This is a genomic window from Yoonia sp. 67-2 (assembly GCF_035117555.1).
GTDB lineage: Bacteria > Pseudomonadota > Alphaproteobacteria > Rhodobacterales > Rhodobacteraceae > Yoonia.
Genome location: NZ_JAYKPK010000001.1, coordinates 256972 through 282904, shown reverse-complemented (window position 1 = coordinate 282904; position 25933 = coordinate 256972). Strand labels below are relative to the sequence as shown.

Annotated in this window: 26 protein-coding genes and 1 tRNA gene; 12 read left to right on the top strand and 15 right to left on the bottom strand. The window is 59.0% G+C overall.

The features are described from left to right. Positions 1–155: 155 nt before the first annotated feature. Positions 156–725, bottom strand: a complete 570-nt coding sequence (locus tag VOY09_RS01430) for a YceI family protein (protein WP_322892665.1) — start codon at positions 723–725, stop codon at positions 156–158. Positions 726–993: 268 nt separating this feature from the next. Between VOY09_RS01430 and rpsF the strand changes: the two genes are divergently transcribed. The 4 genes from rpsF to VOY09_RS01410 all read left to right on the top strand — a co-directional run bounded on the left by rpsF (position 994) and on the right by VOY09_RS01410 (position 3566). Beyond that, positions 994–1386, top strand: a complete 393-nt coding sequence (gene rpsF / locus VOY09_RS01425; protein ID WP_322892666.1) for a 30S ribosomal protein S6 — start codon at positions 994–996, stop codon at positions 1384–1386. 19 nt (positions 1387–1405) lie between these two features. Next, on the top strand, positions 1406–1633 hold the full coding sequence (gene rpsR / locus VOY09_RS01420) for a 30S ribosomal protein S18 (protein ID WP_322892667.1): 228 nt from the start codon (positions 1406–1408) through the stop codon (positions 1631–1633). A gap of 9 nt (positions 1634–1642) precedes the next feature. Beyond that, positions 1643–2230, top strand: coding sequence for a 50S ribosomal protein L9 (rplI, locus tag VOY09_RS01415; protein ID WP_322892668.1), 588 nt, complete (start codon positions 1643–1645; stop codon positions 2228–2230). A 196-nt stretch (positions 2231–2426) separates the two neighbouring features. Then, positions 2427–3566 (top strand): PQQ-dependent sugar dehydrogenase, encoded by a 1140-nt coding sequence (locus VOY09_RS01410; protein WP_322892669.1) that lies wholly within the window; start codon positions 2427–2429, stop codon positions 3564–3566. A 189-nt stretch (positions 3567–3755) separates the two neighbouring features. Here VOY09_RS01410 and tig read toward each other — a convergent pair whose 3' ends face one another. The 3 genes from tig to VOY09_RS01395 all read right to left on the bottom strand — a co-directional run bounded on the left by tig (position 3756) and on the right by VOY09_RS01395 (position 6848). Then, on the bottom strand, positions 3756–5087 hold the full coding sequence (gene tig, locus VOY09_RS01405) for a trigger factor (RefSeq protein WP_322892670.1): 1332 nt from the start codon (positions 5085–5087) through the stop codon (positions 3756–3758). A gap of 23 nt (positions 5088–5110) precedes the next feature. Next, positions 5111–5195 (bottom strand) — tRNA-Leu (locus VOY09_RS01400). A 102-nt stretch (positions 5196–5297) separates the two neighbouring features. Further along, positions 5298–6848, bottom strand: coding sequence for an NAD(P)H-hydrate dehydratase (locus VOY09_RS01395; protein WP_322892671.1), 1551 nt, complete (start codon positions 6846–6848; stop codon positions 5298–5300). A gap of 172 nt (positions 6849–7020) precedes the next feature. Between VOY09_RS01395 and VOY09_RS01390 the strand changes: the two genes are divergently transcribed. Together VOY09_RS01390 and glnA are read left to right on the top strand one after the other, a co-directional pair. Beyond that, positions 7021–7359, top strand: a complete 339-nt coding sequence (locus VOY09_RS01390) for a P-II family nitrogen regulator (RefSeq protein WP_322892672.1) — start codon at positions 7021–7023, stop codon at positions 7357–7359. A 65-nt stretch (positions 7360–7424) separates the two neighbouring features. Then, positions 7425–8831: a type I glutamate--ammonia ligase gene (gene glnA / locus VOY09_RS01385; protein ID WP_322892673.1), complete on the top strand. Its 1407-nt coding sequence runs from the start codon at positions 7425–7427 to the stop codon at positions 8829–8831. 63 nt (positions 8832–8894) lie between these two features. Here the strand turns inward: glnA and VOY09_RS01380 are convergent, their stop codons facing one another. The 3 genes from VOY09_RS01380 to VOY09_RS01370 all read right to left on the bottom strand — a co-directional run bounded on the left by VOY09_RS01380 (position 8895) and on the right by VOY09_RS01370 (position 10864). Next, positions 8895–9500, bottom strand: coding sequence for a hypothetical protein (locus VOY09_RS01380; RefSeq protein WP_322892674.1), 606 nt, complete (start codon positions 9498–9500; stop codon positions 8895–8897). Positions 9501–9665: 165 nt separating this feature from the next. Beyond that, positions 9666–10271, bottom strand: coding sequence for a biotin transporter BioY (locus VOY09_RS01375; RefSeq protein WP_322892675.1), 606 nt, complete (start codon positions 10269–10271; stop codon positions 9666–9668). Positions 10272–10348: 77 nt separating this feature from the next. Continuing rightward, on the bottom strand, positions 10349–10864 hold the full coding sequence (locus VOY09_RS01370) for a DUF6314 family protein (protein WP_322892676.1): 516 nt from the start codon (positions 10862–10864) through the stop codon (positions 10349–10351). Between VOY09_RS01370 and purB the strand changes: the two genes are divergently transcribed. Further along, positions 10863–12170, top strand: coding sequence for an adenylosuccinate lyase (purB, locus tag VOY09_RS01365; protein ID WP_322892677.1), 1308 nt, complete (start codon positions 10863–10865; stop codon positions 12168–12170). The two genes, VOY09_RS01370 and purB, sit on opposite strands and share 2 nt — an antisense overlap. A 54-nt stretch (positions 12171–12224) precedes the next feature. Here purB and VOY09_RS01360 read toward each other — a convergent pair whose 3' ends face one another. After that, complete coding sequence (locus VOY09_RS01360) at positions 12225–12890, bottom strand: acyl-homoserine-lactone synthase (protein WP_322892678.1); 666 nt, start codon at positions 12888–12890, stop codon at positions 12225–12227. A 122-nt stretch (positions 12891–13012) separates the two neighbouring features. Then, positions 13013–13621, bottom strand: a complete 609-nt coding sequence (locus VOY09_RS01355; RefSeq protein WP_322892679.1) for a helix-turn-helix transcriptional regulator — start codon at positions 13619–13621, stop codon at positions 13013–13015. A 138-nt stretch (positions 13622–13759) separates the two neighbouring features. Between VOY09_RS01355 and VOY09_RS01350 the strand changes: the two genes are divergently transcribed. The 3 genes from VOY09_RS01350 to VOY09_RS01340 all read left to right on the top strand — a co-directional run bounded on the left by VOY09_RS01350 (position 13760) and on the right by VOY09_RS01340 (position 16371). After that, a complete protein-coding gene (locus tag VOY09_RS01350; protein ID WP_323811263.1) occupies positions 13760–14248 on the top strand; it encodes an autoinducer binding domain-containing protein in 489 nt (162 codons plus the stop codon). A 44-nt stretch (positions 14249–14292) separates the two neighbouring features. Then, a complete protein-coding gene (locus VOY09_RS01345) occupies positions 14293–15327 on the top strand; it encodes a FliG C-terminal domain-containing protein (RefSeq protein ID WP_322892680.1) in 1035 nt (344 codons plus the stop codon). A gap of 72 nt (positions 15328–15399) precedes the next feature. Beyond that, complete coding sequence (locus VOY09_RS01340; RefSeq protein ID WP_322892681.1) at positions 15400–16371, top strand: lauroyl acyltransferase; 972 nt, start codon at positions 15400–15402, stop codon at positions 16369–16371. On the opposite strand, the gene VOY09_RS01335 is transcribed toward VOY09_RS01340, so the two are convergent. Further along, positions 16368–17060 (bottom strand): DUF1223 domain-containing protein, encoded by a 693-nt coding sequence (locus VOY09_RS01335; protein WP_322892682.1) that lies wholly within the window; start codon positions 17058–17060, stop codon positions 16368–16370. The genes VOY09_RS01340 and VOY09_RS01335 overlap by 4 nt on opposite strands. Before the next feature lie 230 nt (positions 17061–17290). Here VOY09_RS01335 and acnA point away from each other — a divergent pair, with 230 nt between their 5' ends. Further along, complete coding sequence (gene acnA / locus VOY09_RS01330) at positions 17291–20068, top strand: aconitate hydratase AcnA (protein WP_322892683.1); 2778 nt, start codon at positions 17291–17293, stop codon at positions 20066–20068. An 86-nt stretch (positions 20069–20154) separates the two neighbouring features. Here the strand turns inward: acnA and VOY09_RS01325 are convergent, their stop codons facing one another. The 3 genes from VOY09_RS01325 to VOY09_RS01315 all read right to left on the bottom strand — a co-directional run bounded on the left by VOY09_RS01325 (position 20155) and on the right by VOY09_RS01315 (position 23621). Beyond that, entirely contained in the window at positions 20155–20496 is a 342-nt protein-coding gene (locus VOY09_RS01325) for a zinc ribbon domain-containing protein YjdM (protein ID WP_322892684.1), read from the bottom strand. A gap of 132 nt (positions 20497–20628) precedes the next feature. Further along, positions 20629–22455, bottom strand: a complete 1827-nt coding sequence (locus tag VOY09_RS01320) for an ABC transporter ATP-binding protein/permease (RefSeq protein ID WP_322892685.1) — start codon at positions 22453–22455, stop codon at positions 20629–20631. A gap of 62 nt (positions 22456–22517) precedes the next feature. After that, positions 22518–23621, bottom strand: a complete 1104-nt coding sequence (locus VOY09_RS01315; protein WP_322892686.1) for a LysM peptidoglycan-binding domain-containing protein — start codon at positions 23619–23621, stop codon at positions 22518–22520. Between the two features lie 85 nt (positions 23622–23706). Here VOY09_RS01315 and VOY09_RS01310 point away from each other — a divergent pair, with 85 nt between their 5' ends. Continuing rightward, positions 23707–24261: a TIGR00730 family Rossman fold protein gene (locus tag VOY09_RS01310; protein WP_322892687.1), complete on the top strand. Its 555-nt coding sequence runs from the start codon at positions 23707–23709 to the stop codon at positions 24259–24261. On the opposite strand, the gene VOY09_RS01305 is transcribed toward VOY09_RS01310, so the two are convergent. Together VOY09_RS01305 and VOY09_RS01300 are read right to left on the bottom strand one after the other, a co-directional pair. Beyond that, a complete protein-coding gene (locus tag VOY09_RS01305; protein ID WP_322892688.1) occupies positions 24256–25221 on the bottom strand; it encodes a threonine ammonia-lyase in 966 nt (321 codons plus the stop codon). The genes VOY09_RS01310 and VOY09_RS01305 overlap by 6 nt on opposite strands. A gap of 72 nt (positions 25222–25293) precedes the next feature. Continuing rightward, complete coding sequence (locus tag VOY09_RS01300; RefSeq protein WP_322892689.1) at positions 25294–25893, bottom strand: superoxide dismutase; 600 nt, start codon at positions 25891–25893, stop codon at positions 25294–25296. Positions 25894–25933: the final 40 nt, after the last annotated feature.

The following is a 25933-nucleotide window of genomic DNA, read 5'->3' as shown; positions in this document are numbered from 1 at the left end:
ATGTTGACGCAAGCCCCTGGTCCGCGACAATCCCCACAAACAAAAAAGACCACACCGGACTATCCGATGTGGTCTGATACTGATGAAATACGCACTCGTTAATCTAACCGTGCAAATCTTTACGCTAAAAATACAGGTACTTAGGCGCGGATGGCTTATTCAGCCACCATCGCCTCGATCGAGATCATGACCTGCACTTCATCGCTCACAAACGGTGCGAACGCGCCGACGTTATAGTCGGACCGCAGCAATGTTGTTGTCGCGTCGAAACCGGCCCATTCCTTGTTCTCCATCGGGTGCATGCCGGCCTGGTTCAGGGTGGCATCCAGCACGACTTCTTTGGTGACTCCGTTCAGGGTCAGGTCGCCGGTGATCAAGGCGGTGGTGTCGCCGGTCACTTCGATCCCGGTGGATGTGAAGCTGACCATTTCGTCATCGGCAGCGTCGAAGAAGTCACCGCTCATGAAATGCTCAAAACGGCCTTCCCAGCCGGTCAGCATGGTGCGGACGGGGAATTCCACGGTGACGGAAGAGGCGGCAGGATCTTCCTGATCAAAGCTGATCTCGCCCTCGAAACCGGAGAACATGCCAGTGGTGGTCGAAAAGCCAAGATGCTCGTATGTGAAGACGATCTGGCTGTGGCTGGCGTCCAGCACGTAATCCTGGGCAAAGGCGGGGACAGCGGCGAAAGTGGCAAGGGCGGCTGCGGCAAGGACGTTTTTCATTGGGATGCTCCTGATGGGCGTTTCATGTGTGCTGTTTATAGAGTGATTACCCCTGCCAGCCGCAACCCGACATAAATGCACATGACATGTTCAGGCGGACACGGCGGTGAACCGCCACCCCAACAGCCCCCTTGCATCGCGGGCCAGCCTGCGTATAAGGCCCCATCCTTCTGTGTATTGTTATGAACTGCGCAGACTCTCGTGGCTGGGGTGCAGAAGGGTCACTGCCCCGCCTTTGAAATGCGCCGAGAAAAGAACTGGAGTATACATGCCGCTATATGAGCATGTGATGATTGCGCGTCAGGACTTGTCCAACACGCAAGCCGAAGCCTTGATCGAACATTTCGGCACGGTGCTGACCGATAACGGCGGCAAGCTGCTGGAAAACGAATATTGGGGCGTCAAAACGATGGCCTATAAGATCAACAAGAACCGCAAGGGCCATTACGCCCTGCTGCGCACCGATGCGCCCGCACCTGCGATCCTGGAAATGGAACGCCTGATGCGCCTGCATGATGACGTGATGCGTGTGCTGACCATCAAGGTCGATGCACATGAAGACGGCCCATCCGTGCAGATGCAAAAGCGCGAAGAGCGCGGTGACAGGGGCGACCGCCCCGACCGTGGTGACCGTGGCGGCGAACGCCGCGAACGTCGTTGATCAGTAAAGGATAGCAATCATGGCAACCAAACCATTCTTCCGCCGTCGCAAGTCCGATCCATTCGAAGGCGATGACGCCCCGAAGATCGACTATAAAGACACCCGCACATTGCAGCGCTATATCTCTGAGCGTGGCAAGATCGTGCCAGCCCGTATCACCGCTGTCGGTTCCAAGAACCAGCGCGCCCTCGCCCGTGCGATCAAGCGTGCCCGGTTCCTGGCCCTGCTGCCATACGCAGTTAAGTAAGGACATATCATGGATATCATTCTTCTCGAACGCGTGGCGAAGCTGGGTCAGATGGGCGAAGTCGTTTCCGTCAAGGACGGCTATGCCCGCAACTATCTGCTGGCCCAGGGCAAAGCCCTGCGCGTGAACAAGGCAAACCTTGCCCGTTTTGAAGCTGACAAGGCCCAGCTCGAAGCCCGCAATCTGGAAACCAAGAAAGAAGCTGAAGGTCTGGGCGAAAAGCTCGACGGTCAGACTTTCGTGGTGATCCGGTCGGCATCTGATGGTGGCGCGCTTTATGGTTCCGTCACCACACGTGACGCCGCCGAAGCCGCGAGTGCCGATGGTTTCAGCGTCGACAAAAATCAGGTTGTGCTGAAAGGCGCGATCAAGGAACTGGGCCTGCATGACGTCGATGTCGTGCTGCACCCCGAAGTCACTGTGACGATCACGCTGAACGTCGCACGCTCCAAGGACGAGGCTGAACTGCAAGCTGCCGGCAAATCCATCGCTGAACTGGCTGCTGAAGAAGAAGCCGCCGCTGAATTCGAAATTCAGGAATTGTTCGACGATATTGGCAGCGCCGCTGACGAATTCGGCGACGACGACGATAAGTAAGCGACCATCGGTAGGGTGCGTGCTTGCACGCACCCTACGGTGACATTGCGAAAAGGGCCGTCTGCTTGCAGGCGGCCTTTTTTATTGCGGTCGGGTGCCCGCGCAGGCGCCCGACATGACAATCATGTTATGGAACCTCGCCTTATCCCTATTGTTGACCAGATATAAATGGGAACGATGTAACAGAGGGAATATTATGACCAAATTCACCGCATTCACCACAGCAACGGCGATCATGATCGCAGCACCCGCCTTTGCGCAGGATTATACGCATGAGGTCCTCGCCGATGGGTTGGAGCGGCCTTGGGCGATGGAATTTCTGCCCAATGGCGACGATATCCTGATGACTGGCCGCAATGGCACGTTCTTTCTTTATGAGGCCGCGACGGGCGAAGTGTCCGAGATCAGCGGCGCGCCGGATGTGTCGACAGCCGGTCAGGGTGGCCTGCTTGATATCGCCTTGGCCCCAGATTTTGCGACCAGCAATGTGATCTACATGACATGGGCTGGCAATGTCGAAGGTGGCACCACGACGCATCTGGGACGCGGCACGCTCGATCTGGCCGCAGGCAGTGTGAATGATGTTGAGACATTGTTTCAGGTCAGCCCCGGTGTGGACAGCAATGCGCATTACGGGTCGCGTATCGTGATCCATGATGGTCATATTTACATGGGCACGGGCGACCGGAATAACAAAGAGTTCGGGCCGGAACATGTGGCGCAGAATATCGCGACCGAGAATGGCAGCGTTCTGCGTCTGACACTGGACGGCGAAGCCCCCGCCGATAACCCCTTTGTTGATATCGCCGGGGCGGCACCTGCGATCTGGTCTTATGGCCACCGCAATATTCAGGCGATGACCGTACATCCTGACACCGGCGAGATCTGGGTCGCCGAACATGGCGAGGCGGGTGGCGATGAAATCAACATCGTCGCCCGTGGCGAGAATTATGGCTGGCCGCTGGCCGCTTATGGTGTCGATTACCGCACCGGCGAACAATTCGCGCCCACCCATCAGGAGGATGACGGATTCATTGCCCCCGTATATAATTGGGGTCCGGGGCGCGAGGATAATTTCCCACCTTCGGGGATGACATTCTATGATGGCGATGCTTTCCCAGACTGGCAGGGGCATTTGCTGGCAGGCAACCTCGCGCATCAATATCTTGGGCTGTTCGCGGTGAACGGCGATGAGGTGTCAGACCCTGCCCGCTTGCTGGAAGGCGAAGGGCATCGCATCCGTGACGTCGCGGTCGGGCCGAATGACGGGTTCATCTATGTGATCGGCGATGGCGATTCCGCGCCGCTGATGCGGATCGTCCCGAGCGAGGGGTGATGTGTTTTATGGGTCGGGGAAAACCCCGACCTACATATGCATGCCAGGCAAAGGGAGCGTGCCCCGTAGGTCGGGGTTCACCCCGACCGCCAACACCACCAAGTAGGTCGGGGTTCTCCCCGACACACCTCAAGCGCCAACAAAAAAGGGCACCCGAAGGTGCCCTTTTCCACAAGCATCTGGCTTGGTTTATTCTTCTTCCAGCTTCTCAACAGCCGCCTGCAAATCTTCCTTGCTGACTTCTTTTTCCGTCACCGTCGCGGCGGCAAAAATATGGTCCACAACCTTGTCCTCGAACAAAGGCGCCTGCAATTGCTGGCGGAACTGTGCGTTCTGCTGCACGAATTCAAAGAACTGACGTTCCTGACCCGGGTACTGCCGCGCCTGATTCATGATCGCCTGCGTCATTTCCTGATCGGTGACCTTCACTTCAGCTTTCTGACCGATCTCCGCCAGAAGCAGCCCCAGTTTCACCCGGCGTTCGGCAAGCGTCTTATGCTCATCACTGGGATTGATTTCGGGGTGGTTATGGCCCTGCACATCAGGGTTTTCTTCGTGCCACAGCTGATGCGCGATCTGGTTCGCCTCGGCCTCGACCAAGGAGGCGGGCAGATCAAAGCTGACCTCTTTGTCCAAGGCATCCAGCAACGCACGTTTCGCCAAGGCGCGCGAGGCACCTTTGTATTCGGCTTCCAGACGGTCAGCGATCTGGGTTTTCAGACCGGCAAGGTCCTCGGCGCCGAATTTCTTGGCCAGTTCGTCATCAATCTCGGGCGCTTTGGGCGCGCGGACTTCTTTGATCGTGCAGGTGAAAACGGCCTTTTTACCGGCCAGATTGGGGGCCTGATAATCTTCGGGGAAGTTGACTTCGACGTCTTTCGTCTCGCCCGCCTTGACCTTCAGCAACCCGTCTTCAAAGCCTGGGATAAAGGAATTGGAGCCCAGCACCAGCGGATAATCTTCCGCAGCGCCACCTTCAAAGGCCTCGCCGTCGATCTTGCCCACGAAATCCAGAACGACCTGATCGTCCTTTTTCGCCTGGGTTTTCTTGGGCTCATAGGACACGGCCTGCGGTGAGGCGGCCAGATTGTCCAAGGCTTCCTGCACGGCTGCGTCGTCAGCTTTGACAACCATACGTTCCAGCGAAATCTTGCTGAAATCGACAGCAGGAATATCGGGCAGCTTTTCGTAGGTCACATTGACCTCGACATCATCGCCGGGCTTCCAGTCTTCGTTGGCCATCTTCATCTCAGGCTGGGCCGCAGGGCGGTCGCCGGATGTGTCCAGATGTTCGCGCACGGCAGCATCGATGCTGTCCTGCATGGCTTCACCCATCAGGCGCTGGCCATGTTGCTTGCGCAGCAATGCCATCGGGACCTTGCCCTTGCGGAAACCCTTCATCTCGATGCCGGGCTGGGCTTCTTTGAGCTTTTCTTCGACTTTCGCGTCCAGTTCAGCCGCCGTGACGGTGATGGCGTAGCCGCGCTTGAGGCCTTCGTTCAGGGTCTCGGTGACCTGCATATGCTGTCCTTCTTTCACTAACTTGGTGCGGGTGGAGGGACTTGAACCCCCACGCCTTGCGGCGCCAGAACCTAAATCTGGTGCGTCTACCAATTTCGCCACACCCGCATGATCAAAAGGGGCAGGTTTTCGGGCCTGCCCCATGTTGGGCGCTGTCTAGCAAAGCTACGGGCGGGATGCGAGAGGAAAAATCGCCTTTATGACAAAGCCTCAGACGCCCAGATCGCGCAGCACCTGTGGCAGTATGTCGGGCAGGTCTTCGGCGATCAGGCCGGGGCCGAAAACGCGGGCGCAGGCGGCATGCAGAAAGGCGCCGGTGGTGGCCGCGTCCATCGGCGCAAAACCACGCGCGAGCAACCCGGTGATGATCCCGGCCAGCACATCGCCCGCCCCTGCGGTGGCAAGCCAGGGCGTGCTGCGGGCGTAGACGGCCGCATGAATGAAAGAGCGGCCCATGGGGTCGGCGACCACCGTATCCGGCCCTTTCAGCAGGACAAGGCAGCCGGCCCGCTCTGCCGCCTGACACGCCATATCCACCCGCGATCCGCCTTGTGCCGCGAGATCAGGAAACAGCCGGGCGAATTCGCCGTCATGCGGGGTCAGGATACATTTATCATGCAAAACGGCAAAAAGATCCGGCGCGCGCGCCAGCAGCGTCAAAGCATCAGCATCCAGCACTAGCGGGATGCCGTTCAGCGCCGCCTGAAGCAATTCAGCCTCGCGCGACCCTGTCCCCATCCCCGGCCCAAGGCACAGCGCCGAAATGCGCCGGTCTTCCAGCAAGGCCCGCAGCGCCGCCGGATCCGGCAGTGGCCGCAGCATCACCGCGTTGAGCTGCGCCGCATTCTCGACCACAGCATCCGGCGGTACGGCCAAAGTCACCGCCCCCGCCCCGATCCGCAAAGCCCCGCGCGCCGCCAGCCGCGCGGCACCGCCTTGACCTGAGCCACCCGCCAGCACCAGAGCATGACCATGGCTGTATTTATGCCCCTGCGCTTTGCCGAGCCGCGCGATGTTCGCAGGTGCCAAAGCATCGACCAAGGTGATCGTCGCCTCCGGTCGGAACGCGGCGATGCCGATATCGACCACCTCCAACCACCCGCAGAACCCCGGGCCTTGCGCCAGAAAATGCCCCGGCTTGGGGCTGTCGAAACTTACCGTCAGCCCGGCGCGCGCGACCGGCCCCAGCGCCAGACCGCTATCAGCCGACAGGCCGGATGGCAGATCAATGGCCACCAGCCGCGCCACATCCATCTGCGCCAAAACCTCCACAACCGCACCCACCGCGCCGGTCAAACCCCGCGACAACCCGATCCCGAACAACGCATCGACATAAAGATCCGCGCCCGGATGATCGCGCAACGCCTGCACAGTCAGCGCCTGCACCGGCCACAAGGCGCGCCAGCCATATTCATTCACCCGCGCATCAGGACTGCCTGCGCCCGGCAAAGCCATGACATCCACCTGCCAGCCCACATCCTGCAGCAGCCGCGCGACAACATAGCCATCACCGCCATTATTTCCCGGCCCGCAGAGGATCACCGCGCGTCGTCCGATCGTCCGAGCAGAAATATCCCGGGGGTCCGGGGGCTGGCCCCCGGTTATCGGCCTATCACCGGCCAATTCCGGCCAATGCGCGAAACAGGCCGCCACCACGCCCTGCCCCGCGCGCTCCATCAGCGCCAAACCCGTCACAGCGCCCTGCGCCATGGCGGCGGTTTCACTTGCGCGCATTTGCGCCGCTGTCAGGACTTTGGTCATTGCCTCTCGCCTCATGTTCTTTTTGCGCCCATTCTATAGCCTAGTTGCACATTCTTTAGGCAAGACCTATGGTTTCCTTGGGCCATTGCACCGCCAGACTTTGCCATGAATTGTCCCGGTGCAACAGAAATGGTCTCACGACGAGGCATGAAATACGGGGAGTCGCAGTGCCATGAAAAAGATCGAAGCGATCATCAAGCCTTTCAAGCTCGACGAGGTCAAAGAAGCATTGCAGGAAATGGGCGTGCAGGGTCTTTCTGTCGTCGAAGTCAAAGGATTTGGACGCCAAAAGGGCCATACGGAACTGTATCGCGGTGCCGAATATGTCGTCGACTTCCTGCCCAAGGTCAAGATCGAGGTCGTGCTGCCCGATGATCAGGTTGATGGCGCGATTGAAGCGATCATTGCCGCCGCCAAGACCGATAAGATCGGTGATGGCAAGATTTTCGTCTCGCCTGTGGAACAGGCGATCCGGATCCGTACTGGCGAATCCGGGGACGAAGCCCTTTAACACCCCTTGCCCTCGCGCTGCGGGGATGATGCAAGGTAACGCAGATATTTACGAAAGGTGCCCTTATGGACAATAAAGCTGTTCTGAAACTGATGAAGGATGAAGAGGTCGATTACGTCGATATCCGCTTCACCGACCCGCGCGGCAAGCTGCAACACGTCACCGTGGTTGCCGATCTTGTGGATGAAGACTTCCTTGAAGAAGGCTTCATGTTCGACGGCTCGTCCATTGCCGGTTGGAAATCGATTGACCAATCCGACATGAAACTGATGCCCGATCCGGCCAGCGCCTATATCGATCCGTTCTATGCGGAAAAGACGCTTTGCGTGCATTGCAACGTGGTCGAACCCGACACGATGGAACCCTATGACCGCGACCCGCGCGGCACAGCCGTGAAGGCAGAGGAATATCTGAAAGCCTCCGGCGTGGGCGATACCGCCTATTTCGGGCCGGAAGCGGAATTCTTTGTCTTTGACGATGTGCGTTACAGCGTGTCGATGAACAAAGTCTCGTTCCAGGTCGATGCGCTCGACGGCGCATGGAACACCGATACCGAATATGAAATGGGCAACACTGGCCACCGTCCCGGCATCAAGGGCGGCTATTTCCCGGTGAACCCGATCGATGACGCGCAGGAAATGCGCTCCGAAATGCTGTCTACGATGAAGCGGATGGGCATGAAGGTCGACAAGCACCACCACGAAGTGGCGTCCTGCCAGCATGAGCTGGGTCTGATTTTCGGCACGCTGACGCATCAGGCCGATGAGATCCAGAAATACAAATATGTAATCCACAACGTGGCACAGGCCTACGGCAAATCGGCGACCTTCATGCCGAAGCCGATTGCTGGTGATAACGGCACCGGGATGCATGTAAACATGTCGATCTGGAAAGACGGCAAGCCTTTGTTTGCAGGCGATAAATACGCCGATCTGTCGCAGGAGGCGCTGTATTTCATCGGCGGTATCCTGAAACACGCCAAAGCGCTGAACGCGATCACCAACCCGACGACCAACAGCTACAAGCGTCTGATCCCCGGCTTTGAAGCCCCCGTCCTGCGCGCCTATTCCGCCCGCAACCGCTCGGGCTGTGTGCGCATCCCATGGGCCGAATCCCCCAAGGCAAAGCGCGTCGAGGCCCGCTTCCCCGATCCGGCTGCGAACCCATACCTGTGTTTCGCCGCCCTGCTGATGGCTGGCATCGACGGGATCAAGAACAAGATCGATCCGGGTCCGTCTTCGGACAAGGACCTCTACGATCTGCCACCGGAAGAGCTGGCATCGATCCCCACCGTGTGTGGTTCGCTGCGCGAAGCCCTGACCGAGTTGGAAGCCGACCACGAATTCCTGCTGGCCGGTGACGTCTTCACCAAATCCCAGCTCGAAGGCTACATGGCGCTGCGCTGGGAAGAGGTTTACGCCTACGAGCACACACCGCATCCGATTGAATATAAGATGTATTACAGCTGCTAATGGCTGAATGATCGCAAGGAAGCCCCGTCTGTTAGGTCAGGCGGGGCTTTTTTGTATAGAAAATTAAAAAGATGAGCCAATCAGGCTGATGATTCCAGCCGCCACCAAATTGCCAGAAGCGCCCTCAGCAACAGACTTAATAGATTGAAGAGCGGCCATCACTGACAACGCTGACGGTTTCGGTTTTTCCGCTTCCACTTCTATCTTGCGTAACTCGGTCATAACGGCTTCCCGATTTTCCTCAGGAAGAAGAGAAACAACTGGTCGAACTTGATTTATAAAGTCGCGTAGCTGCTCCTGCGATATATCTGATGCTAAATTAATTGAATTATCGGTTGAGTTCATATTCATGCGTGCGTTGGCGCCATGAAAAATGTTTGTGATATCTTGAACAACTGTGGCTTTCGACTGAGGCACACCAATTTTCCTGACGTCTATGTTAAAATGTGAGTCTGACCCAAGGTTATAATATTTGGGATCAATGATCTCGTAATCCTCTACCAGTCCATTCGGCAATTTGCGTAGAAGGTGGTCACCAACTTCTAACCGCAGGGTCAGATCTGCCGTGTAGACCTTATTGTTCAGAACAAGAGCGCCAAATTCTTCTTTTGCGACCTGTCCATCTGGTTTTACGAGGGTCACTCGATCTTTATTAAAATCTTCCAGCATCTACTGTCTCCTTCACTTTTTAGGTTCCTTAGCAATACTGTTTACCCAATTGGTCAAAAGGGAAAACCAACGACTATTCAAGACCTAGTTCGTATCCGGCTTTACCCAACAAAAAAGCGCAGACCTTTCAGCCCGCGCCCCTTATCTCTCAGCCTCACCAAGCGCTTATTTACGCGCGTCGCCGATCAGCTTCCACAGGCCCGGCACCAGAAGTGCGGCCAGACCCAGTTTCAGCGCATCGCCCAAAAGGAACGGTGTCAGGCCCCAGGCGAAGATCGGCTGGTCAAAGCCGTAGAGCACGCCGAGCCAGGCGACACCCGGCACATAGATCAGCACGTTGCCGATCAGCATCGCCAGCGCCATCATCACGACCGACCGGTCCCAGCCAGCGCGGGCGGCATAGCCGAGCGCCAAGGTCGCCAGCACATAGCCGACCAGATAGCCGCCGGTGCTGCCCATCATGTAGCTGATGCCGTAAGCTTCGGCGCTGGAGCTTTGGAAGACGTCAAAGCCCAGCATCCCCACGATCATCCAGCCCAGCATCGTCGCCAGACCCAGACGCGGCCCATAGGCGGCAGCGACGGTCAGCACGGCGAAAGTACCCATGCTGATCGCGACGGGGCTGCCGGGGACCGGGACTTTGATCTTGGCCATCACGGCCAGAACGATGATGCCCAGCACCACCATCAGCGCCTGTTTGACGCGCAGGGCGGTGCCGCTGGATGGGCCGAAAGCCTCGGTCAGGACTTTGTCATTCAATGCGAGGGCCATCTGCCACTCTCCCCTAATTGTTACCTGCGCTATTTATTGCTGATGCCGCAACGCGGCGCAAGCCCGTAGGGCGGGGTTCACCCCGCCGCCCGCCGGTAATCGGTGACCGATGTATAATCCTTGCGCGGACCATTCACGACCCATGTCGCGCGCCAATCCGGCCAGCGGGTGAAATCATAGGTGACAGTATAATAATCTTCCCCGCAGGGATGGTCAGTGCCTGCCGCCTGCCCCGCTGGCGTGAAACTGTGGAAATCGCCGCCATCGGCGAAGCGGATGATGACGCGGCGCGGCAGAAACTGCCAGCGATAGCGCCTTGTCGCCTGCATCGGCGGGGCGGTGCCAAACCGCATCTGGCCGACCTCGACATAATCCAGCCTGTCATCGCCCATGGGTGTCAGCAGTGCTGTGCCAGTGAATTCCCCCCGCATCTGCCCATGCCGGTCGTCAATCCGGCGCGCCAGATGCCAATTCCCTGCAAAATCACTGCGCCCCAGCACCGCAACATCCTTGTTCTTGGGTTGAGGCTTGGCCCCTTCCCTTTTATGACGCAAAGGCAGGCTGCTGCCCAGATCAATCAAAAGGTGCCCCATGATCCCACGTTATTCCCGCCCCGAAATGACCGCCATCTGGGACCCCGCCACCAAGTTCCGCATCTGGTACGAGATCGAGGCGCATGCCTGCGACGCGCAAGCTGCGATCGGCGTGATCCCGGCGGAAAATGCGGCGGCGGTGTGGAAAGCCAAAGATGTGGCCTTTGATGTCGCCCGGATTGATGAGATCGAGGCCGTGACCAAACATGACGTCATCGCCTTTCTGACCCATCTGGCCGAGATCATCGGGCAGGATACTGCGCGGTTTGTCCACCAAGGGATGACATCATCCGATGTGCTGGACACCACGTTCAACGTGCAGCTTGTCCGCGCGACGGATCTGTTGCTGGCGGGGATGGACCGTGTCTTGGCCGCGCTGAAAACCCGCGCGCTGGAACATAAAGACACCGTGCGGATCGGGCGCAGCCATGGCATTCACGCAGAACCGACGACAATGGGCCTGACCTTTGCCCGGTTCTATGCCGAAATGGACCGGAACCGCGCCCGTCTGGTCAATGCGCGGGCCGAGATTGCGACGGGTGCCATTTCCGGCGCGGTCGGGACTTTCGCCAATATCGATCCAAGTGTGGAAGAGCATGTCTGTGCCCAGTTGGGCCTGACACCCGAGCCGATCAGCACGCAGGTGATCCCGCGCGACCGGCATGCGATGTTTTTCGCGACGCTGGGCGTCATCGCATCCAGCATCGAAAACATCGCCATCGAGATCCGCCATATGCAGCGCACCGAAGTGCTGGAGGCGGAAGAGTTCTTTTCTGCCGGGCAAAAGGGCAGTTCGGCGATGCCGCATAAGCGCAACCCGGTACTGACGGAAAACCTGACCGGGCTGGCGCGGCTGGTGCGGATGTCGGTCATCCCGGCGCTGGAAAACGTGGCTTTGTGGCATGAACGCGATATCAGCCATTCATCCGTCGAACGCGCGATCGGGCCGGATACGACGATCACGCTGGATTTCGCGCTGCACCGGTTGGCGGGTGTCGTTGAAAAACTGGTGATCTACCCTGACAACATGCTGGCGAATATGAATGAATTCCGGGGGCTGGTGATGTCGCAACGCGTGCTGCTGGCGCTGACGCAGGCGGGGGTGAACCGCGAGGATGCCTATAGACTGGTGCAGCGCAATGCGATGCGGGTCTGGGAACAGGGGGCGGATTTCAAGACCGAACTGCTCGCCGATGCCGATGTGCTGGCCGCGCTGACGCCGGCAGAGATCGAAGAGAAATTCGACCTTGGCTATCACATGAAACATGTCGATACGATTTTCGCCCGCGTTTTCGGCGCGGCGTAAGCCAATCGGTGCATCCGGGCGGGACCACGCCCGGATCCGCAATCCGGCAACAGATCAGAGCGGGGATGCCGCAAAGACAGGGGCCGATTTTGCATCAACCGGACGGCGTGGCGTGATCTGACGGGTCGGTGCAATCCGGTCATTCACCGACATGGTCATCGCGACATAGCGGCGACCATCGTCACTGTTCACATAAGATTCGCCGATCATCTGCGGGGCATAGCCGATCTTGCGCAAAGCACGCACCAGTGACGGACGGCTGAGCGCCATCATCTCGGTCGCGCCTGACTGGCGGGCCTGATCTGCCAGACCGTCGACGATCAAGGACAGACATTCCGCACTGGCAGCCGGGTCTTTGATTTCAGAGGAGACTACGACGCGGGTACATTCCCAGACATTGGCCGTGATCAGGACCTGATCGACAATCGTATCGGGGATGCCGATGATCTTGCCTTCAACCGCGTCGCGCAGCATGTAGGTATGCGATCCCCAGCGCGCTGTTGTCGCCATCGCACGGCCGCCACCGATCACTTTGCCATCTTGCAAGACCAGTGAATAATAGGCCTGCGGGTTGTCGTATTGATCCATCTCCAGATCATCGTCATGTGGAATATCCCAGCCTAGCTGGTCCACGAAAAACTGCTTGCGCAGCGCAAGATACTCGAAAAACGCGGTGCCGTGTTTGTGCAGTTGCGTCAGGTTGAACGTAATCTTTTCCATAGGTCCCTCATTCAAATCAGTGATCTCTTGGGCAAAGTTACATCCTCAGATTGCAATTCACCCGCGATAACGACAATTTATCGTTAATTCGATCTAACGGAGAGAGAAAAGAAGCGAAAGCGTCAGATGAGGCCGTATTGATTTGCCAACGCGGCCGCCTGCGTGCCGGTTTTCGCCCCCAGCTTGAGTTTGGCGTTCTTCAGGCGTTGCTTGACGGCACCTTCGCTGACGCTCAACTCATGCGCGATTTCCTTCAGACGCTTGCCGTCCTTGACCATGCCAAGCGCCTCAAGCTCGGCTCGGGTCAGATTCGTCGGCGGTGCGGTCTCGATATGGCGGCGGGTGATATAGGCCTGCAGCAGCTTGATTTCGAGATCGGTGAATTCGCGGTCCGGCCGCGCGAAATTGGCAAAGGATCGCTGTGCCGAACTGCCGCTGTCCATGACCGACACTGTCACGCCAAAGCGCAGACCAAAGCTGCGCGCTTGCAGGATCACCCGTTTGGGATCATCCAATGGCATCTCGCTCCACCGGCAGGACCCGATATTGGCATAGGCCCAGCGGATCAGCGGGTCAAACAACATGAACCGTTGTTTTGTATAGTGATCCACCCAATCAGCGGGCAGTTCATTCACCTCTTCCATCGGGAAGGCAAAACCGATTCGTAACGCAATATAATGACCCGATGGTGCCAGTTGGCTGATATCATCGGGGCCCAAAAGTGCCGACATAAAAAATCCCCAACCTTTGCCAAAGCGACAAAGGCCTTGTTGCTGCATTATTGTTACCTATACACTGGAGACACTCAACGGCGTTGTTACACTATCGCCAGTTTTGCACTTTTGGCAACCAGAAAGCGAGTATAATTGATGGCCCAGTCCAAACTTGATCTGAGTAAAACGCTTGGTGAGTTCAAGGATCGTGCCAGTTCTGGTTATGCGATGGGTCTGCATATCAATTTCACGACTCCCGCTTATTTTTTCCAAAGCTACCCACGGCCATGGCTTGATCATTATTCAAAGACTGGGTTGTTGATGAATGACCCGACCGTCTCCTGGTGTTTTGAAAACACCGGGTTTTGTCGATGGTCCGATCTGGAGGATCCAGCGGGCATTCTGACGCAGGCAGCGGCCTATGGTATGAAATATGGCATGGTTTACGCAACGGACGCGGGCGGCAGCCACAGCATGGCCGGCTTTGCCCGCCCGGATCGCGAATATACCGATGCAGAAATCAGCGAATTGACCGCAAGGTTCGATATCCTGCATGAGGCGACCCGCGATCAGGCCTCCTTGCCTGCGGGAACCGTTGAACAGCTGAAGAAAATGTCGATCATCGTGACGCATCCGGGATCGTAACGCTTTCTTCACCGCCGCTGATGTAGATTACGGGCATGAATGTGATGTCCGATATGCCCGCAGCCCTGCTGTCCCGCCGTCGCAAGGCGGCGATCATCGTGCAGATGTTGATTGCCGATGGCGGCAGCCTGCCGCTGTCCTCCTTGCCCGAACCCTTGCAGGAAACCCTGACCGGCGAATTGGCTGATTTGCGGCTGCTTGACCGGGACATGATGGCGGCGGTGGCGGCAGAATTTGTTGATGCGTTGGACAAGGTCGGCATGGCCGCGCCGGGCAACCGCGATGGTGCGATTGCGGCCTTGGCAGATCATCTGAGCCCCGATCTGGCGCGGCGTTTACAATCACAGCGCGCCTCTGTGCGCGACGGGGATCATTGGCCGGTGGTGGCAGGGCTGCCAATTGCGCGGCTGGTCCAGATCATGCAGGCGGAAAGCGTGGAAATTTGCGCTGTTGCCCTGTCCAAACTCCCCGTCGCCAAAGCGGCAGAAGTTCTGGCAAAAACACCCGGTGACCGCGCCCGCCGGATCACCTATGCGATGTCGCTGACGGCAGATGTCACGCCCGACGTGGTGCGCCGGATCGGGCAGGCTCTGGCACAGGATTATGGGCAGGTCGCCGCCACCGCCTTTGACAAGGCGCCGGTGCAGCGGCTGGGCGCGATCCTGAACTCCGCCGCCAGCGACACGCGTGAAGATGTGTTGGCCGGGCTGGGCGTGCAGGATGCCGATTTTGCCAGCGACGTGCGCCGCGCGATCTTTACCTTCAAGGATATCGCGACACGGGTGAAACCGGCGGATATCGCCAATGGCCTGCGCGCGGTGGATGGCGCGGCGCTGACCACCGCGATCGCGGCGGCTTTGGCCGGGGATGCCGATGTTGTGGCGACGGCTGAATTCATCCTCGACAATATATCACAGCGGATGGCGGCACAATTGCGTGATCAGGCCGCAGAACGCGGGATTGTGAAAAAGGCCGAAGGCGAGGCGGCGATGGCCGCTGTCACCTGCGGTTTGCGTGATCTGGTCGATAGCGGGGCGATCACGCTGCGCGATCCTGATGCGTTGGGTGATGCGCCGTAAGCTGGGTCAGGCCCCGCCCACCCCTGCCGTATTCGCGTGGACAGCCAGCATGGTTTTGCTTAATCCTGCGGCATGTCACAAAAACATGATCCACGCACCGATCCTGCAACTGCCCCGGTGCAAACTGCAGCCGACCTGCACAGCCCGGACACAACCCCGGCTGAAGAACCCGCCATCACCGGCAGCAGAGCCGACCGGCTAGCCGATATCGCGCTGCGCGGGCTGATTGGTGGGGCGAAGCGCCTGCCCTATCCGCTGCGCGTGCGCCTGATGGGCCAGGCTTTGGCGCAGGGGATCGCGCCTTTGGCCGGATATCGCAAACGAGCCGAGACGCATCTGACCTTGATCTATCCCCAGATGGATCTGGCAGAGCGGCGCCAACTGGCCCGTGCCTGTTGCGACAATTTCGGCCGCACCCTGATCGAGAATTATTCCTGGGCTGAATTCGGCGCACGGCTGGCCGGGACGATGCCGACAGGGCCCGGTGTCGCGGCCTTGCAGCAGGCGGCCACAGACAAGCGCCCGGTGATCTTTGCCACCGGGCATTTCGGCAATCATGAAGCCCCCCGTCAGGTGCTGACCCGGCTGGGCTATGATATCGGCGGGCTGTACCGTCCGATGCAGAACGCCTTTTTCAACGCCCATTATGCCAAGACAATGACATCCTGGGGGGGGCCGGTTTTTGAACAGGGCCGTCAGGGCACGATGGGGTTCGTGCGGCATCTGCGCGGCGGTGGCATGGGCACGTTATTGTTCGATGTGGCGGCCAAAGGGCCTGCGATCCCGTTTCTGGGCCATCCGGCGCATACTGCGACATCCATTGCCGATATCGCGATCAAGACAGATGCGCTGGTCATTCCCTATTTCGGTGTGCGGCAAGCGGATGGCGTATCATTCGAGATCTTGCTGGATGCGCCCGTCGCACATGACGCGCCAGTTCAGATGATGGCCAGCCTGACCCTTGCGCTTGAACGGCAGATCGCGCGCAATCCATCACAATGGTTCTGGGTTCACAGGCGCTGGAAACCGCGCGCTGACAATTAGCGCAGCCTTGCGGCGGCGACAATCGCGCCCTGCCCGGCTTTCTGGATGATCACGACAACGGGATCAGGCCCATCGGCTGCTGCGCGCATTTCAAGCGGGGTGACGCCGTTCCATTGCCCCAGCACATCCCAGGAGGTGACGACATTGGCATAGTCAAAAGCCCGACCGGCATTTTCACCGCGCCGGATATCGACAGTCTGCGACGGCACGTAGCGCACCATCTGCACATCATAGGTGCCCGGCACGCCCGGATCAGCGCGGATGAGCAGGCCGTCAGCCGAACGCGTCAGGCGCAGATCAAAGGCCTGTTTCACGCGGCTATGTTCGTTCAGCGTCTGCATCACCTGCATCGCGCGCGATCCGACCAATTGGTCGATCCCGCCTACGATCATTTGCGGCGTATAGACCGAGGTTGCCTGTGCCGCGCGCGCATAGGCCTGTTGGCGGGCGGTGTTTTCCGCGCTGCCGAACACATCGACCCAGCCGATGTAATCCCAGTAATCCACATGCAGCGCCAGCGCGATCACGTCATCGCGCGCGGCAAGTTCGCGCAGGATTTCATCGGCAGGCGGACAGGCTGAACAGCCTTGCGACGTGAACAATTCAACGACGACGGCATTATTCTGGGCGACAGCCTGCGTGTTCTGCAGAAAACCAAAAAACGTGATCGTGAAAAGCAAAAAGCGCATGTGTCATCCAAAGTTATGCCGCGTGAAACATCTAGGCAAATCTGGCTGAAATGGCCAATCAACCAATCGCGACTGTCTTGTATCCATTGTTTCAGTATGAATGCGGCAAAAATCCGTCAATTGTGTGCAATGGTATACAAATATTCACGCGACCCCCTTGATCGGTGGCGCGGCATGGGGCAAAAGCGGCGCAATAGCCTTGCTTTGCATAAGCCATGAAAGGGATAGCCATGACCGTTACCGTCGGTAAAGACACCGCCAAGACCCGCAAGACATTGACCGTGGGGGACCAATCGGTCGCCTATTACTCCATCGCCGCGGCCGAGGCTGCAGGCTTGGGCGATTTTTCCAAATTGCCCGCCGCGCTGAAGGTCGTGCTGGAAAACCTGCTGCGGTTCGAAGATGGCGGTTTTTCCGTCTCGGTCGATGATATCAAAGCCTTTTCCGAATGGGCCGACAAAGGCGGCAAGAACCCCCGCGAAATCGCCTATCGCCCGGCCCGCGTGCTGATGCAGGATTTCACCGGCGTTCCCGCTGTCGTTGACCTTGCCGCGATGCGCGACGGGATCAAGGCCTTGGGTGGCGATGCCCAGCAGATCAACCCGTTGAACCCGGTCGATCTGGTCATCGACCATTCGGTGATGATCGACGAATTCGGCAATCCCCGCGCCTTTCAGATGAACGTGGACCGCGAATATGAACGGAACATGGAACGCTATCAGTTCCTGAAATGGGGTCAGGGTGCGTTCAACAATTTCCGCGTCGTGCCACCGGGCACCGGCATCTGCCATCAGGTGAACCTGGAATATCTGTCCCAGACCGTCTGGACCGATACGGACCAGAACGGCGAATTGGTCGCCTATCCTGACACGTTGGTCGGCACCGACAGCCACACCACCATGGTCAATGGTCTGGCCGTTCTCGGCTGGGGCGTCGGCGGGATCGAGGCAGAGGCCGCGATGCTGGGCCAGCCCGTGTCGATGCTGATCCCCGAAGTTGTCGGGTTTGAGCTGACAGGGGCGATGACCGAAGGCACCACAGGCACCGACCTTGTGCTGAAAGTCGTGGAAATGCTGCGCGCACTGGGCGTTGTCGGCAAGTTTGTGGAATTCTATGGCGCGGGTCTTGATAACCTGCCGCTGGCCGACCGGGCGACGATCGCGAACATGGCCCCCGAATATGGGGCTACCTGTGGTTTCTTCCCGATTGACAATGAAACTCTGCGCTACCTGCGCAACACCGGCCGGGACGAGGACCGCATCGCGCTGGTCGAAGCCTATGCCAAGGAAAACGGGTTCTGGCGTGGTGCGGATTACGCGCCAGTCTATACAGAGACATTGTCGCTGGACATGGGCACTGTGGTGCCTGCGATTTCCGGCCCGAAACGGCCGCAGGATCACATCAATCTGGATGTGGCAGGCACAGCCTTTGGCGATTACGTCAAAGGTCTGCGCGGCGGCGTCGATGCCACCGCCAAGGAAGAAGTCCGTTGGGAAGGTGAAGGCGGCCAGCCGGAACCTGCGACCATCCCCGGCGATGAAGGCCACCATAGCCGTGGCTATGTGAAGACCGAGGAAGGCACTTACCAGTTGCATGACGGGTCGATTGTCATCGCCTCGATCACATCCTGCACCAATACATCGAACCCCTATGTGATGATCGGGGCCGGTCTGGTCGCGCGAAAAGCACGCGCACTGGGTCTGAACCGTAAACCTTGGGTGAAAACATCGCTCGCCCCCGGGTCACAGGTCGTGTCGGAATATCTGGAGGCTGCGGGCCTGCAAGAGGACCTCGATTCCATCGGGTTCAACCTTGTCGGCTATGGCTGCACAACTTGCATCGGCAACTCCGGCCCGCTGGACCCTGCGATCAGCAAGGCGATCAATGATTACGATCTGATCGCGACATCGGTCCTGTCCGGCAACCGCAACTTTGAGGGCCGGATTTCGCCTGACGTGCGCGCAAACTATCTGGCCTCGCCGCCCTTGGTCGTGGCCTATGCTTTGGTCGGTGACATGAACGTCAATATCGCGACCGATGTGATCGGGCAGGATAAAGACGGCAATGACGTCTATCTGCGTGATATCTGGCCGACCTCGGCAGAGATCAATGAATTGGTTGAGCGCACTGTGACGCGCGAAGCCTTCATCAAGAAATACGCCGATGTGTTCAAAGGCGATGAGAAATGGCAGGCGGTCGAGACAACGGATAGCGAGACCTATGATTGGCCCGCCTCATCCACCTACGTCCAGAACCCGCCTTATTTCAAAGGCATGGCCAAGGATGCCGGCACGATCCAGAACGTGAAAGATGCCAAGGTGCTGGCGATCCTGGGTGATATGGTCACGACCGACCATATTTCCCCTGCCGGGTCGTTCAAGGATACCACCCCGGCCGGGCAATATCTGATCGACCGTCAGGTGCCTTTGCGCGAATTCAACTCTTACGGGTCGCGGCGCGGCAATCATGAGGTGATGATGCGCGGCACTTTTGCCAATATCCGCATCAAGAATGAGATGCTGGATGGCGTCGAAGGTGGCTATACCACAGGGCCGGATGGCGCACAGACCTCGATCTTCGATGCCGCCATGGCGCATCAGGAGAACGGCACGCCTTTGGTCATCTTTGCGGGTGAGCAATATGGCGCAGGCTCCAGCCGTGACTGGGCCGCGAAAGGCACCGCCTTGCTGGGCGTCAAGGCCGTGATCGCGGAAAGCTTTGAACGTATCCACCGCTCCAATCTCGTCGGTATGGGCGTGGTGCCGTTTGAATTCACCGGCGGCGATACGCGGAAATCGCTGGGCCTGACGGGTGAAGAAACCGTGACGATCCTGGGGCTGGATGCGGTCAAGCCGTTGCAGGAGATGACAGCCCAGATCACCATGGCCGATGGCACGGTCAAGGACATCACCGTGAAATGCCGGATCGATACAGCGGTCGAGATCGAATATATCGAAAACGGTGGCGTGCTGCATTACGTGCTGCGCAATCTGGCGAAATCAGCGTAAAGCCAGCGCATCGCTACAAAAGGCCCCGGTGGAAACGCCGGGGCTTTTTTGTTGGGGGTGGCGGGGTGAACCCCGCCCTACGCTGGTTAATCGCTGATCTTTTTGACGAATTGCGATTTCAGCCCCATCTGGCCGAAACCGGGGATCTTGCAGTCAATATCATGATCGCCGCTGACCAGACGGATGCCGGTGACCTTTGTGCCAACCTTGAGCGCGGTTGAGGAGCCCTTGACCTTGAGATCCTTGATCACGGTAACGGTGTCGCCGTCTTGCAAGATATTGCCGACGGAATCGCGGATCACGTCGGTATCAGTATCGGCGGGTTCGGCGGACCATTCATGCCCGCAAGAGGGGCAGTTGAGCAGGGCATCCACCGCATAGGTGAAGGTCGCGCCGCATTCGGGGCATGGGGGGAGTGTGTCGGGCATGGTGTTCTTTCCTTGGTGGGGCGTGGCGGGGTGAACCCCGCCCTACGGGTTGGCTGGATGTCGTGGCGGGGAGAACCCCGCCCTACAATAGCCGTAGGTCGGGGTTCTCCCCGACCGGATCACGGTGGCGCGTCAAACCGGCGCGGCCTCTTCCTCGGTCTGGCGGTTCCACAGATGCGCATAACGGCCGTCTTGCGCCAGCAGCAGATCATGCGTGCCCTGTTCGACGATCACGCCATCCTCTAACACCACGATCAGATCAGCATCGGCGATAGTGGACAAGCGGTGCGCGATGGTGATCACCGTGCGGCCACGGCCCATCGCCTTCAGCTCGGCCTGAATCTCCATCTCGGTCTGAGTGTCGAGCGCGCTTGTCGCCTCATCCAAGAGCAGGATCGGCGGGTTTTTCAGCAAGGTGCGCGCGATGCCGACGCGCTGTTTCTCACCGCCCGACAGTTTCAGCCCGCGTTCGCCGACCTGGGTCTGGTAACCATCAGGCAGGCTGATGATAAACTCATGGATCTTGGCGGCTTTCGCGGCGGCGATGATCGCGGCCTCGCCCGCATCGGGCCTGCCATAGGCGATGTTGTAATGCACCGTGTCGTTGAACAGCACCGTATCCTGCGGCACGACGCCGATCTGGGCGTGCAATGTGTCCTGCGTGACATCGCGGATATCCTGATCATCGATCAGCAGCGCGCCGCCGGTGACGTCATAGAACCGGAAAAGAAGCCGCCCGATGGTGGATTTGCCTGACCCGGATGAGCCGACAATCGCGACCGTCTGACCGGGGGCGACATCAAGGTTGATCCCCTTCAATATCCCCCGCGCGGCATCATAGCCGAATGTCACATCGCGCAAGGTCACACGCCCGCCCGTTACGACCAAGGGCTTGGCATCGGGGGCATCCTGCACCTCTGCCGGTTGACCGAGAAGATCAAACATATCGCCCATATCGATCAGCGCCTGCCGGATCTCGCGGTAGACCGTGCCGAGGAAATTCAGCGGCATGGTGATCTGGATCATATAGGCATTCACCATCACGAAATCGCCCACCGTCAGATCGCCGCGCTGAACGCCGTAAGCGGCCATGACCATGACCAGCACCAGCCCGCCGGTGATCAGCACGGACTGGCCGAAGTTCAGAAAGGCCAGCGAATAATTGGTGCGGATCGCGGCGTTTTCATATTGTGCCATGGCGCGGTCATAGCGATCCGCCTCCCATTTTTCGGCACCGAAATATTTGACGGTTTCGAAATTCAGCAAGCTGTCGATGGCTTTCTGGTTCGCATCCGTATCCTGATCATTCATGATCTTGCGGATCTTCACCCGCCATTCGGTAATTGCAAAGGTGAACCAGACATATAGCGCGATGGTCCCCAGAACGACCGTCAGATACCAGACGTCAAACAAGAAAAACAACACCACCGCGATCATCAGCAGTTCAAGGATCAGCGGCCCGATCGAGAACAACAGGAACCGCAGCAAGAAATCCACGCCTTTGACACCGCGTTCGATGACCCGGCTCAGACCGCCGGTCTTGCGCGTGATGTGATAGCGCAGCGACAGGCGGTGGATATGGGTAAACGTCTCTAACGCCAATTGCCGCAAGGCGCGCTGCCCGACCGGGGTAAAGACCACATCGCGCAATTGCTGAAAGCCCACATTCATCAGCCGCGCCAGGCCATAGGCCAGCGTCAGCCCGACCGCCCCCAGCCCCAATATTGTCGCGGCATCGGCCCCTTCGGGTGCCAGAGCATCGACAGCGTATTTATACAGGATCGGCGTGCCGGCAGCGATCACCTTGGCCAAAAGCAGGATCAGCAGCGCCAAAACCACGCGGCGTTTGACCCAGACCCGCCCATCGGGCCAGATATAGGGTGCAACACGCCGGATCACCCGCCAGCCTTGGGTGCGGGTGTTATCCAGATTGGCATCGGAATGATGGGTGGGGCGCATATCTCTCTCCGGCTGACGCCTTTACCTAAGCGGCTGGCCGGGCATTGACCAGTGCGACAGGGTCACTCTGCCGGGTCTGGGATGCGGAAGATCTGGCCGGGATAGATCAGATCAGGATCGCGGATCAGATCGCTGTTGGCCTCGAACACCTGCACATAGAAAATGCCGCTGCCCAAGGTTTCCTCGGCAATCGCCCAGAGCGTCGATCCGGGTTGCACAGTGCGGATCGCGACCTCGAACCCGTCCTCACTGGTGTCGTCCGCCATCGCGGCGGCGACATTGGCTGCCGCCTCGCGCTGGAACGGGGTTTCAAGACGGGACACGACAGCGCCACTCGCATCGACCTCATCAATCCGCAAGGTATAGATGCCGGTCGCGACATCGGGGAGATCAATGCGCCAGTCGCGCCCTTCCAGCACCGGCGCGGTCGAGATTGGCTGATCATCAAGATAGATCTGCACCTGCCCGCTGCCGGTGGCGCGGCCTGCCAGTTGCAAGGTGCCGTCAGGGTCATAGGTGATCGCATCCAGCACAACATTGGGGGCAGGCAAGGCGGGTGCGCCTTGCACGATGCGCAGCCCCTCTGGATCAGCCTGCACGACGACAGGTGTTGTGGCAGGTGCCGGTGCGGGGGCGGCAATTTCGGCCAGTACATCAACCGGCTGGTCATCCACATCGGCGATGGCGGGGGCCGCTTCGGCGATGGCGGGGGCCGCTTCGGCGATGGCGACGGGCGCTGTGATCGGGGCGACCAGATAGCTGCCCTGCGATGGCAGCGCGGCGCCGGCAGGATCGGCCAGCAAAGACAGGCGGCGCGGCGCATCGGATGGCCCGGCCTCGGTCAGCATCACGAAACTGCCGCTGGCATCAGCCTCGGCACTGGCGATCACCTCATCGGCGAGGATCAGCTCCACCACTTGCCCCGGTGCGGCGCGGCCCGCGACAACCATGCCGCCGTCAGGGTCAAGGCGGAACGTGTCGAAGACAGGCGCTGTGGCCTCGGCCTCAACCGGCGCTTGGACCGGTGCAGGCGCTGCCACTGCAACCTGCGGTGCCACTTCAGGCACAGGCGCAGGCCGGAGATAAAACGCAGCCCCACCAATCACCACGATGGCCAAAGCGCCAAGCGCCCAGCCTTTATTCTGGAATCCCTTATCCTCGTTCACGTCACTGTTCCCCGCCAGATGGTTGAGCCAGACTAGCAAGCCCGCTATGACCGGGTCAAAGCGAAGCTGCAACAATAGGGTGCAAATGAAAGATTTTCCACGATCAGTGTGTGTTTATTGCGGCTCTCGCGATGGCGCGCAGCCCGATTTCGCTGCCGCCGCGACGGATACCGGCGCGATGCTGGTCCGCAACGACTGGCGGCTGGTCTATGGCGCGGGCGATGTCGGGTTGATGGGCCGCGTGGCACAAGCGGTGCAACAGGCCGGTGGCCGCACCTTTGGCGTGATCCCAACCCATCTGATGGCACGCGAGGTCGGCAAGCCCGATCTGGACCAGTTCATCGTGACCGAGACGATGCATGAACGCAAAAAGGTGATGTTCATGAATGCCGATGCGGTCGTGGTCCTGCCCGGTGGCGCGGGATCGCTGGACGAATTTTTCGAGGCGCTGACATGGCGGCAATTGGGGCTGCATGCCAAGCCGATTGTCCTGCTGAATATCAACGGGTTCTGGGACCCGTTGCTGGCGCTGTTGCGGCATGTGGTGGATCAGCGCTTTGCCGGTGACGACATTCTGGCATTCGTCAGCGTGGCCGATGATGTAGATGCTTTGGAACAGGCGCTGCAAACGGCGCTATGACATCAGCGCCGCATAGCGGGTCAGCGAGATATTCGACCCACAGGCGATGATGCCGACATGCCGGTCTGTCAGATCATCCTTTAACGGCCCGAGCATTGCAGCAAGTGACGCAGCACAGGCCGGTTCGGCGGTGATCCGCAGAATGGATTGATACATCTCCATCGCGCGCAGCATCTCGGCATCGTCGATCCGCACGATCCTGTCGACGTAGTGCTGCACGATCCCAAAGGTATAGGGCAGCGCCAACGGTGCCCCAAGACTATCGGCAATCGTCGCGACCCGGTCCAAAGTGACAGGCGCTCCCTTCCCCAATGATCGGAACATGCTGTCGGCACCAAATGGCTCGACCCCGATCACCTGCGCATCGGGACGCGCCTGTTTGATGGCGCAGGCCATGCCGGAAATCAGCCCACCGCCGCCAATCGGCACGATGAACGTCTCCACATCCGGTGCCTGAGCCAGATATTCCAACCCACAACTCGTGGCCCCCAGAACCATATGCGCGGCCTCGAACGGATGCATCAGCGTCCGGCCCTTGTCCGCCGCATCATTCATCGCGGCAAAGGCAGCGGCCATATCATCGTAAAGCGCGACCTCCGCCCCCAAAGCCTCGCAGCCTGCGATCCGTGCCGGGTCCACCGCGCGCGGCATGCAGATCAGGGCCGCGACACCCGCCGCCTGCGCGGCCCAGGCCACCGCCAGCGCATGATTGCCGCCGCTGGCCGCGACCACGCCCGCGGCACGCTCTGCCGAATCCAGCCCCATGATCCCCAGATAGGCGCCGCGCGCCTTGAACGACCCGGCCTGCTGGAACAATTCCAGCTTCAGCGTCGCGCTGGCGCAGTCCGGCAAAACCCCATCCCAGCGCGCCGATGTCAGCGGCAGGACCGGCGTCGCAATCACCGCATCCCGCAGAATATCCGCCGCCGCATGGATCGCGGCCAGATCAGGACCCATCATCGTAAACCCCCAAAGCAAAAGACCCGCAGGGTTTCCCACGGGTCTTTGCAATTGTCCATGTCGCTGCAGCAATTACATCCGGCTAGCGACGTTTTCCCAATTCACAAGGTTATCGAGGAAATTGGTCAGATAGGCGGGCCGCTTGTTGCGGAAATCGATGTAATAGGAATGTTCCCAGACATCACAGCCCAACAAGGCGGTCTGACCGAAACAGAGCGGGTTCACACCATTTTCGGTCTTGGTGATTGCCAGCGATCCGTCTTCCTTCTTCACCAGCCAGGCCCAGCCAGAGCCGAACTGTCCGGCACCGGCTTCGCTGAATTTGGTCTTGAAATCATCGACGGAGCCGAAATTTTCAACCAAAGCCTTTTCCAGCTCGCTTGGCATCTTGCTAACATCAGGCGACATCATTTCCCAGAACTGGTTATGGTTCCACAACTGGCTGATATTGTTGAAGATACCATTCTGCGCGACGGCAGATTTATCATAGGTGCCGGTAATGATCTCTTCCAGCGATTTGCCGGCCCATTCGGTGCCTTCAATCGCCTTGTTGCCATTGGTCACATAGGCGTTGTGGTGGATGTCATGGTGAAATTCCAGCGTCTCGGCGGACATGCCTTTGGCGGCCAGCGCATCATGGGCATAGGGCAGATCGGGAAGGGAGAATGACATGGTTAGTCCTCTTTGTTGTTCAAATGGCGTCTCCTCTTAG